The 8,513-nt window shown below is 72.6% G+C and carries 9 protein-coding genes and 1 pseudogene; 3 read left to right on the top strand and 7 right to left on the bottom strand.

What is annotated here, in order from left to right; all coding sequences use genetic code 11:
• Nucleotides 1-1,965 (top strand): LuxR C-terminal-related transcriptional regulator (locus tag MXD58_RS02655; RefSeq protein ID WP_250609007.1); only part of this gene is annotated, 1,965 nt, incomplete at its 5' end.
• A 55-nt stretch (nucleotides 1,966-2,020) separates the two neighbouring features.
• On the opposite strand, the gene MXD58_RS02650 is transcribed toward MXD58_RS02655, so the two are convergent.
• The 3 genes from MXD58_RS02650 to MXD58_RS02640 all read right to left on the bottom strand — a co-directional run bounded on the left by MXD58_RS02650 (nucleotide 2,021) and on the right by MXD58_RS02640 (nucleotide 4,904).
• Nucleotides 2,021-2,755 (bottom strand): AfsR/SARP family transcriptional regulator, encoded by a 735-nt coding sequence (locus tag MXD58_RS02650; protein ID WP_250609006.1) that lies wholly within the window; start codon nucleotides 2,753-2,755, stop codon nucleotides 2,021-2,023.
• 348 nt (nucleotides 2,756-3,103) lie between these two features.
• On the bottom strand, nucleotides 3,104-4,303 hold the full coding sequence (locus MXD58_RS02645; RefSeq protein ID WP_248840492.1) for a CaiB/BaiF CoA transferase family protein: 1,200 nt from the start codon (nucleotides 4,301-4,303) through the stop codon (nucleotides 3,104-3,106).
• A gap of 109 nt (nucleotides 4,304-4,412) precedes the next feature.
• Entirely contained in the window at nucleotides 4,413-4,904 is a 492-nt protein-coding gene (locus MXD58_RS02640) for an anthrone oxygenase family protein (protein WP_248840491.1), read from the bottom strand.
• 83 nt (nucleotides 4,905-4,987) lie between these two features.
• Here MXD58_RS02640 and MXD58_RS02635 point away from each other — a divergent pair, with 83 nt between their 5' ends.
• A complete protein-coding gene (locus tag MXD58_RS02635; RefSeq protein WP_248840490.1) occupies nucleotides 4,988-5,632 on the top strand; it encodes a TetR/AcrR family transcriptional regulator in 645 nt (214 codons plus the stop codon).
• Here MXD58_RS02635 and MXD58_RS02630 read toward each other — a convergent pair.
• The 3 genes and pseudogenes from MXD58_RS02630 to MXD58_RS02620 all read right to left on the bottom strand — a co-directional run.
• Entirely contained in the window at nucleotides 5,598-6,119 is a 522-nt protein-coding gene (locus MXD58_RS02630; RefSeq protein WP_248840489.1) for a pyridoxamine 5'-phosphate oxidase family protein, read from the bottom strand. The two genes, MXD58_RS02635 and MXD58_RS02630, sit on opposite strands and share 35 nt — an antisense overlap.
• A 218-nt stretch (nucleotides 6,120-6,337) precedes the next feature.
• Complete coding sequence (locus MXD58_RS02625; RefSeq protein ID WP_248840488.1) at nucleotides 6,338-7,015, bottom strand: TetR family transcriptional regulator; 678 nt, start codon at nucleotides 7,013-7,015, stop codon at nucleotides 6,338-6,340.
• A 232-nt stretch (nucleotides 7,016-7,247) separates the two neighbouring features.
• A pseudogene (locus MXD58_RS02620) lies at nucleotides 7,248-7,466 on the bottom strand (GyrI-like domain-containing protein); the annotation flags it as partial.
• A 56-nt stretch (nucleotides 7,467-7,522) separates the two neighbouring features.
• Between MXD58_RS02620 and MXD58_RS02615 the strand changes: the two are divergent.
• Complete coding sequence (locus tag MXD58_RS02615; protein WP_248840486.1) at nucleotides 7,523-7,804, top strand: tRNA-specific adenosine deaminase; 282 nt, start codon at nucleotides 7,523-7,525, stop codon at nucleotides 7,802-7,804.
• Here the strand turns inward: MXD58_RS02615 and MXD58_RS02610 are convergent.
• Nucleotides 7,793-8,506, bottom strand: coding sequence for a glutamine amidotransferase (locus MXD58_RS02610; protein ID WP_248840485.1), 714 nt, complete (start codon nucleotides 8,504-8,506; stop codon nucleotides 7,793-7,795). The genes MXD58_RS02615 and MXD58_RS02610 overlap by 12 nt on opposite strands.
• Nucleotides 8,507-8,513: the final 7 nt, after the last annotated feature.

Genomic DNA, 8,513 nt, shown 5'->3' with positions numbered 1-8,513 from the left:
GCGGCGCACCGTCGCGCCGCGTCCGCGCTCGCCCTGGCCGGGGCGCCACCGGCCGTCCTCGCCGTGCACATCGAGCGTTTCCCGCGGGACTCCGGTCTGCACGAGGTACACATGCTCGCCGACGCGGCGAAGGAGTCGCTGGCCTCGGCGCCGCCCGACGCGGTGCGCTGGCTGCGGCTGGCGCTGCGCATCCTCACCATCGCCGATTTCGCCGACGGGCGCGTAGCGGGCGGCGGCGGTCCGACCCGGCTCGACCGCCTGCGCGGCGAACTGTCCCTGAGCCTCGCCTGGGCGTTCCACTCGGCCGGGATGCCCGCCGAGAGCCGCACTCAGATCCGGCAGACCCTGCGGCTCGCGGCCGGACGCCCGGTGACGGACCGGGCAGGCATCGCGAGCCTGTGCGCGATGCTCGCCTACGCGACCGGCCAGCATGCCGATGCCAAGGCGATCCTCGTCGCCGAGATCGAGACGGCGATCGGCGGACCGCTCCCGGGCCCCGACGACGCACCGGACCCCGGCGAGCCGCACGGAACCATCGAGCGGCGGGGTGCCCTGGAGTTGCGCGGTGCCGGGCCTTCCGTACCGCCACTGGCCAGGGCCGCCGTCATCGCCCTGCTGCTGAGCAAGGCCGTGATTGGCCTGCTCGACGGAACGCCGCCGAGCCCTGCCGACCTCGGCCTGATGCTGCGCCTGGCCCACGCCGAGGGCGACCGCACCGCCGAGGTCGGGGCGCTGGCCGTGCGCGCGGTCGTGGAGGCGTTCGACGGCGACGTTCCCGCCGCGGCGATGACCGTGACCCGGTGCATCGCCATCGCCGACCGACTGCCCGACGCCGCCCTCGCGGATCATCCCGAGCATCTGGCGCTGCTGGGCTGGGCGGACTCGATCCTGGGCCGCCAGCTGGACGCCGAGCGGCACTTCAGCCGGGGTGCGGCCCTCGCCCACGCGTCCGGGCGAGGCGAGGTGATGCCACTGCTGCTCAGCGGGCTCAGCGCGGTCTACCAGCGGGTGGGGCGCCTGCCCGAGGCCCGCCGGATAGCCGCCGAGATGCAGCAGCTCATCCGCCACTCCCACCGCGGCCACCACACCAGCCTGGCCGAGGCCATCGAGGCGCTCGCCGGGGTCTGGATCGACGGGCACGGCAGCCGGCGGACCGCCGCTCTCGCCGAGGCCGCCGCGGTCGAACGGTCCACGGCCCGGCCGACGGCGCGGCGCTCCTGGTGGGGCGATGTCGCCACGATCTGGACCGCCTACGCGGCCGCGTCCGACGGCGGCGATCCGCGCCGCACCGAGGCGCTGATCCTCGACACGGGCGGCGGCGAGGCCCTCGATCTGGTGTCACCGATTCTGCATCCGATGGCGTTCGAGGCGCTCGCCGCGGCGGCCGAGCGGCTCGGCGACATCGAGGCGGCCATGCACTGGGCGGAACTGGCCGAACGTGCCGCGGACCGGCTGGGCCTGGGCTACCAGCGCGGGCACGCGCTGGCCGCCCGGGCGCACGCGCTGCGGGGCATGGCGCAACCCGGTTCCGCGGCGCAGCTCTACCTGCGCTCCGCGGACCTGTTCGCCGCCGCCGGCATGCTCGCACTGCGGACCCATCTGCTGGTGGAGTCCGGCCGGTGCTTCGCGGCCGCCGGCCAGCCCGCCGACGCCGCCCGCCAGTTCACGGCGGCCGGGGAACTCGCACGGCGCTGCGGAGCGACCCGCCTCGGCCGCCAGGCCCACGCCGGGCTGCGCGCCCTGGAGCGGCGCGGGCAGACCGGGGACGCGCTCGACGCCCTCACCCCCCGCGAACGCGAGATCGCCGCCGCCGCGGCGAAGGGCGGGACGAGCCGGCAGATCGCCCTCGACCTGCGGCTGAGCCCGCGCACCGTGGACGCGCACCTCACCCGGATCTACCGCAAGCTCGGCGTCTCCTCCCGGGTGGCCCTGGTGCGCCTCGCCGGGGAGAGCGGCTCGCCCTGACCGTGCGTCGCGAGGCAGGTCAGGCAGGTCAGGCAGGTCAGGCAGGTCAGCCAGGTCAGGCGGTCACCCGGTCAGCGGGGCGGGGCAGCTCGAAGCGGTCGTCGTCGGCCAGGATCGCGCGCTGGATCTCCCGCAGCGGCCGGCCGGGTTCCAGGCCGAGCTCGTCGGCGAGGATCTGCCGGGCCCGCTGGTAGACGCGCAGCGCGTCGGCCTGCCGCTCGGAACGATAGAGCGCGAGCATGAGCTGCCGGTAGAACGCCTCCCGCATCGGATGTTCCAGGGTGAGCTCGAACAGCTGGCCGATGAGCTCGCGGTGCCGCCCGCCGCTCAGCCCCGCCTCCATCATCATCTCCAGGCATTCCAGCCGGGCCTCCTCCAGCCGGGTGGCGAAGGCGTCGACGATCGCGCCGTCGCGCAGGTCGCCGAGGGCGGGTCCCCGCCATTGCGCGAGGGCCAGCGCGAACTGCTCGGCCGCCTGCTGGTGCCGGCCGTCGCGGGCCAACTGCCGGCCTTCGGCGACGGCCCGTTCGAACAGGTGCAGGTCGACCGCCTCGGCCTCGACGGCCAGCAGATATCCCGGGGGGCGGGTGAGGATCGGGCAGACGGGGCGCAGCGGGCAGGTAAGCATCTTGCGGAGCTGGGAGATGTAGACCTGCAGGGTGGCGGTCGCGCGGCGGGGCGGGTCGGCCCGCCAGATCTCGCTGACGAGCTGGTCGCTGGCGATCACCTGCCGGCGCCGGGCCAGCAGCGCCGCGAGCAGCACCGTCATCTTCGGCGCGCTCAGATGCACCCGTCGATCGCCGTCCATCACGCGCAAAGGTCCCAGGATCTCGTACCGCACCAGGATGCCCCTCAGACGAAGTAGACGTTGATGGCGCGGGCCGACAGCCCCCGGTTTCGGCGCCCGCTCCAGCACGGTCTCACGTGCGCCTGCCCGTGCATATACGAGGACTCTCGTAGTGTCGCTGCGTGATGCCCAAAAAAGACACACTTCGGCAATGCCCCTGAACCGACATGAGGTGCCCCACACCATCATCGAACAGTGACGCCGCTGTGTCGACGACTCCGTCCGGACGCGGATCACCCGCACGTACGGCTATTCCGACCGGCGTCAATCATGAATGTGACACCGCTTTGCTCACGATCCTGCCTGGACCACACCCTCGGCCCGCAGGGCGGCGATCTTCTCCGGTGGGTAGCCGAGCCAGGTCAGCACCTCGTCGGTGTGCTGGCCGAGTGCCGGCACCGGGCCCATCGACGGCTCGACGCCGTCGAAGTCGAACGGCGGGCGAAGGGCGCGGACCGGGCCCACTGGGGTGGCCACGGATCGCCAGCGGTCCCGCGCCGCCAGCTGCGGATGGGACAGCAGGTCGGCGATGGTGTTGAGGCGGCTGCTGGCGACGTCGATGGCGTCGAGGCGCGCGATGACATCCGCCGCGGGCAGCGTCGCGGTCCGCCCGCCGACGAGGGCGTCGACGAGGCGCCGGTTGCGGACCCGGGCGACGTTGGTGGCCCAGTCCGGGTGCTCCGCGAGGTCCGGACGGCCCAGGAACGAGGGCGCGAAGCGGGCCCATTCCCGGTCGTTCTGGATGCCGATCAGCACCTCGGCGCCGTCCGCCGTCGGATAGGCGTCGTAGGGGGCGATGCTGCCGTGGCTCAGGCCCGCGCGCGGCGGGACGATGCCGGTGGCCGAGGTGTAGTGAATCTGGTAGCCGAGCCATTCGGCGGTCGCGTCGAACAGGCTCGTCTCCACCACGGCGCCCTGCCCGGTGCGTTCCCGGCCGAGCAGGGCGGCGAGCGCGCCGCTGAACGCGTACATGCCGGCGGCGATGTCGGAGGCGGGAATCCCCGTCTTCGCCGGCCGTTCGGGACCGCCGGTGACCGACGCCAGGCCCGTCTCGCTCTGCACGAGCATGTCGTAGGCACGCCGGGTCGCCAGCGGGCCGCCGGTGCCGTAGCCGGACAGGCTGACCGTCACCAGCCTCGGGTGGCGGGCGCGCAGCTCGGCGGCACCGAAACCGAGCCGGCCGGCGACACCGGGCGCCAGGTTCTGTAGGAAGACATCGGCCCGGGCGATCAGATCGGCGAGAACCGCGGCGCCGGCGGGGTTCTTCAGGTCGAGGGTGACCGATTCCTTGCCGCGGTTCAGCCAGACGAAGTGGCTGCCCATCCCGGCGACGGCGGTGTCGTAGCGGCGGGCGAAGTCCCCGCCGTCCGGGCGCTCGACCTTGATGACCCGCGCACCCAGATCCGCGAGGTGACGGGTGGCGAGTGGCGCCGCCACCGCCTGCTCCAGCGCGACGACGGTGATTCCTCGCAGCATCGGCGGTGCGTTCACCGGATCCTCCCAGGGTCCAAGACCGACAGAGCCGCCGATACCGGCGATGAAGCGCCGCGAATATAACGAATACATCGCGCCGGCATCCGGTTTTCCCGCGATAGCGGGCTTACCGCACGAGGCCGGGCCAGCGTGCCGCGGCGAACAGCGCGGCGGCGGAGACGAGCGAGAGCAGGCTGCGCACGTGGTTGGCCACGCTCCACCGGCTCACGTAGTGCAGCCAGACGGCGGCCGAGCTGGCGGCGTCGGGGTCCAGGCCGGCCAGGGCGTTGTTCTGCGGGATGTTGACCGCCGCGGTCACGATGAGCGAGGCGATGCCGGCGAGCGCCCCGACGGCCAGCAGCCACGACTCCGGCCGGTTCCAGTGCGCCGCGACCCAGACGGCGATCGCCACGCAGCCGAGGACCGAGCCGAACAGCGGCACCATCAGCAGGCTGCGGGGCGCGACCACGTTGATCTGCTGCATGGACCGGATCGCGGCCGGTGTCGAGACCCTGCGCAGCGCCGGCATCACCAGGATCGAGAAGCCGAGCAGCACCCCGCCGGTGAGGGCGGACAGGGCGGCCGTGGGCACGGTGACGTACCGGTTGAAGACGTCCATGCTGCACCTTCCGTTGACGCCAAATTCTGCAACGTTGTTACGTTACGGCGTAACGGTACGGTGTTGCGCTATCGTCGTCAAGCGTGGGCCGACCTCGACAGCACGACGAGAGCACGCGGCTGGCGTTGCTGGCTGCCGCCGAGCGGATGATCGACGCCGATGGCCCGGACGCGGCGTCCGTCCGCGCCGTCGCCGACGCGGTGGGCACCACCACCCGCGCCGTCTACAGCGTCTTCGGCTCCAAGGACGGCATGCTCGAAGCGCTCGCCACCCGGCTGTTCGACTTCCTGGTCGCCGCGATCGACGCCTGCGAGCGCACCGACGACCCGGTCGTCGACCTGGTCGAGGCCTCGGTCAGCGGATTCCGGCGCACGGCGTTGGAACATCCGGCGCTCTACTCGCTGGTGTTCCTGCGTGTGGTCCCCGACCTGCGGTTCGGTGCCGACTTCGCCGAGTCCGCCGGGCGCGCGTTCGGGCGCCTGGAGTCGTTGGTGCGGCGCCTGCACGAGGAGGGGCCGCTGGACGCGGCGGGCGCGGGGGACGCCTCACTCGCCGTGCACGCCCTCACCGAGGGGCTGGCCTCGATGGAACTGCGCGGCGCCCTCGCCGGCACCGGGGATCCCGAGGCGGTCTGGCGGACGTCCGTGCGCACGCTGCTCGACGGCTTCGCCGGGGCGCGCGGCGGACGCGTCGTTACCGGAGGTTCGGCCGATGCCGGGTGTGGGTGAAGGCATTGGCACCTTTGCCGAACGCCAGGACCTTCGCCGCCCGGATCTCGTAGACGTGGACCGGGCCGTCCCCGCCCTCGTGGTGAAAGCCGCCGTCGCCGACGGCGTAGCGCCAGCTACCGTCCCACCTGGCCCGCCAGGCCGCGGCGAGGCGGGTGAGCAGCTCCTGGTCGGTGACGCGGACGGCCGCACCCTCGACCATCACGTCGAGCCCGCGGTCCCAGGTGTCGCGCCCGGTGGTCAGCACGACGTGGGGATTGCCGGCGAGGTTGACCGCCTTCTGCTCCTGCGGCCCGGTGCAGAAGAACGCCGCGTCGTCGACCCACACGGACACCAGCGGGGTGACGTGCGGACGGCCGTCCGCACGTACCGTGGACAGCCAGCTCAGCTGGGCCGATTCGAGGGCCGCCCGCGCCGCCGCCCACGAGGTCGCCCGCGCGCCGGGGGCGCTGAAGCGCACGTCGATCTCGGTCACCGGTTCAGCCATCGTCGCTCCGCTCATCGGACGCCGCGTGCCCACCGGCGGTTGCCTTCCCCGCCGTGGCAGCGGGAAACGCCTCGGCCACGATGCGGTCGACCTCGGCCGCGGCGAACACGTCCGCACGGCGATCCCCAGCGGCCCCGTGACGGCCTCGCGCAACCACCACGACAGGGTCCGCGACCGGTGGCCCGGCGGCGCGGATCCACCCAGCGGGTCGCCTCAGATCAGGGGTGTTCGCCGACGGCGGGCAGGTCGCTCTCCATCCTCGCCGCCGGGACTGCCAGCAGGGACGACGGGAGGAGACAAGGACCCAGGACGTGGCGGACGACGGCTTCCAGATCGGCCTGGACGTCGTCCAGGGCGCGCCGACCGGTGACCCACTCGCGCAGACCGCTGCTGAGCATCGCGTTGATCGCCATTCGGGCGGGCGCCGCGACCTGCGCCGGGACCTCCTCCAGCAGGGCGGCGAACACGCCGTCCTGGGCCCGGGTGACCTCGGCGATCGCCTCGCTGGCGAAGGGCTCCGCGGAACTCTGCACCATGACGATGAGCCGGGCGACGTTCGGGTGACGACGGAAGGACCGCAGTTCCCGGCGCAGCAGCGAGAGCACGACCTCGACCGGGCTGTCATGACCGCGCACGAACTCCGCCTGGACCCGCCCGGCGAGGCGGCCGTGCCAGTCCGCCCAGGCGGCGGCGAGAAGATGATCCTTGGAGGCGAAGTAGCGATACATGGTGCCCAGCGCGACACCGGAACGGTCCGCAACATCGCGCATCTGCAGCTTCTCCGGGCCAATCTCCTCGACCAGCGCGATGACCGCTTCGGTGAGCACCCGGCGCCGCTCGCGCTGCCGCGGCGTCATACCGTCAACGGGCAGCGGGAGGGATTCGAGCTTCGCCACGTCCCGATCGTATCGTGAAACGTCGTTCTAGTCCGGGAATCCGGCCGGTAAACCAGCCGTGAACCACGACGCACCTCCCCCCAGCCGGTGCGGCGACAATAATCTCAAATATGAACAATTCGCTCATCATCGTACCGATACCCTCCACGCACCGCTGCCCAAACGATCTGAAACCCGGTTTCAATATCGCCAGATGACCCGGCGCCGACGCCCGGGCGCTCACCACGTCGCGCTACGCCCGCTCGATCGGCTCCTGGATCTCCGTGACCCAGCCGTCGACGTCCGCCGGGCACGCCAGGCTCACCTCACGGCTCGGTCCCGCGACGCGGTGGCCGGCATCCTCGATCCAACGGGCGGGCACCTGGTAGGCGGACAGACAGTCGTCCATCGAGCCCTGGTGCACCGGGACCGCCACTCGCGCCGCAGGCAGGTCCACCACGGCAACGCGACCGTGCCCGGCGAATCCTCGATACTGAACATGGTGTTACCGGTGTACGGCCTGACACCGTGTCACGGTCAAGGACCGCGCCGGGAACCGTCGGCCTGGACGGCGCGCAGGGTGCCGTCGACGAGGCTGCGCACGCCGTCCGCGTACGTGTCCCGGGGACCCGGCTCGGCTCCTGGGACCTCAGCTCGGTCGGCACCGTCGAACTCGTCGTCAACTGGCGGCCCTGCGTCATGTGCTACGGCGCGGTCATGTGGTCCGGGGGCCAACTGCTCACGATCGCCGGGGAGGGCGACGACGTGACCGTCTACAACGCCCGTCGCGGAGCCGGCTCAGCGGCCTGAGCCGCCGGCCAGTTGGTCGAGCCAGGTGTGGAGGACCGTCCGGGCCCGCTCGGCGAGCCGCTCGCCGTGGCGGCGGGCGTCGGCCCGTAGCGCGGCGGGATCCAGCCGGTGGGCGGCGAGTTCGTGGGCATGGCCGATCAGCCACCGCTCGATCCGGTTGTGGTCGGCTTCCAGGTGGAACTGCAGGCCCAGCACCGACGGCCCGTGGGCGAACGCCTGGTTGGGAAAACCGGGTGTCGCCGCGAGCCGCGCGGCGCCCGCCGGGATCGCGAACTGGTCGCCGTGCCAGTGCAGCACCGGAGTGTCCCCCAGCGCGGCGAGCACGGAGTCCTGCCCGGCCTCGGTCAACGTCAACGGCGCGTAGCCGATCTCCACCCGACCGGTCGACGTCACCTCGGCGCCGAGAGCGTGCGCGATGATCTGGGCGCCGAGGCAGACGCCGAGGGTGGGCAGGCCGAGCGCGAGCCGGTCGGCGACCCCCTGGATCTCACCGGTGAGAAACGGGTAGCGGTCGACGTCGCCGACCCCGATCGGGCCGCCCAGGACCACGACCAGGTCGTCGTCGCCGAACGCGGCGTCCGGCACGAGATCCACGCCGACATCGACGTAACGGACGTGGTAGCCGCGGTCGGCCAGCACCGGGCCGAGGATGCCCAGGTCCTCGAAGGGCACATGCCGAACGGCGACAGCGGTGGGGGCCACGTCCCGA

The sequence above is a fragment of the Frankia sp. AgKG'84/4 genome (genome assembly GCF_023242965.2).
Lineage (GTDB): Bacteria > Actinomycetota > Actinomycetes > Frankiales > Frankiaceae > Frankia.
The sequence above is the reverse complement of the archived record's forward strand: the minus strand, read 5'-3'. Positions and strand labels throughout refer to the sequence as shown.

Bases quoted from the DNA above. Each gene is read 5' to 3' on its own strand.
- MXD58_RS02640 (WP_248840491.1), bottom strand. From the start codon at position 4,904: ATGGACGTCTTCAACCGGTACGTCACCGTGCCCACGGCCGCCCTGTCC.
- MXD58_RS02630 (WP_248840489.1), bottom strand. From the start codon at position 6,119: ATGGCTGAACCGGTGACCGAGATCGACGTGCGCTTCAGCGCCCCCGGC.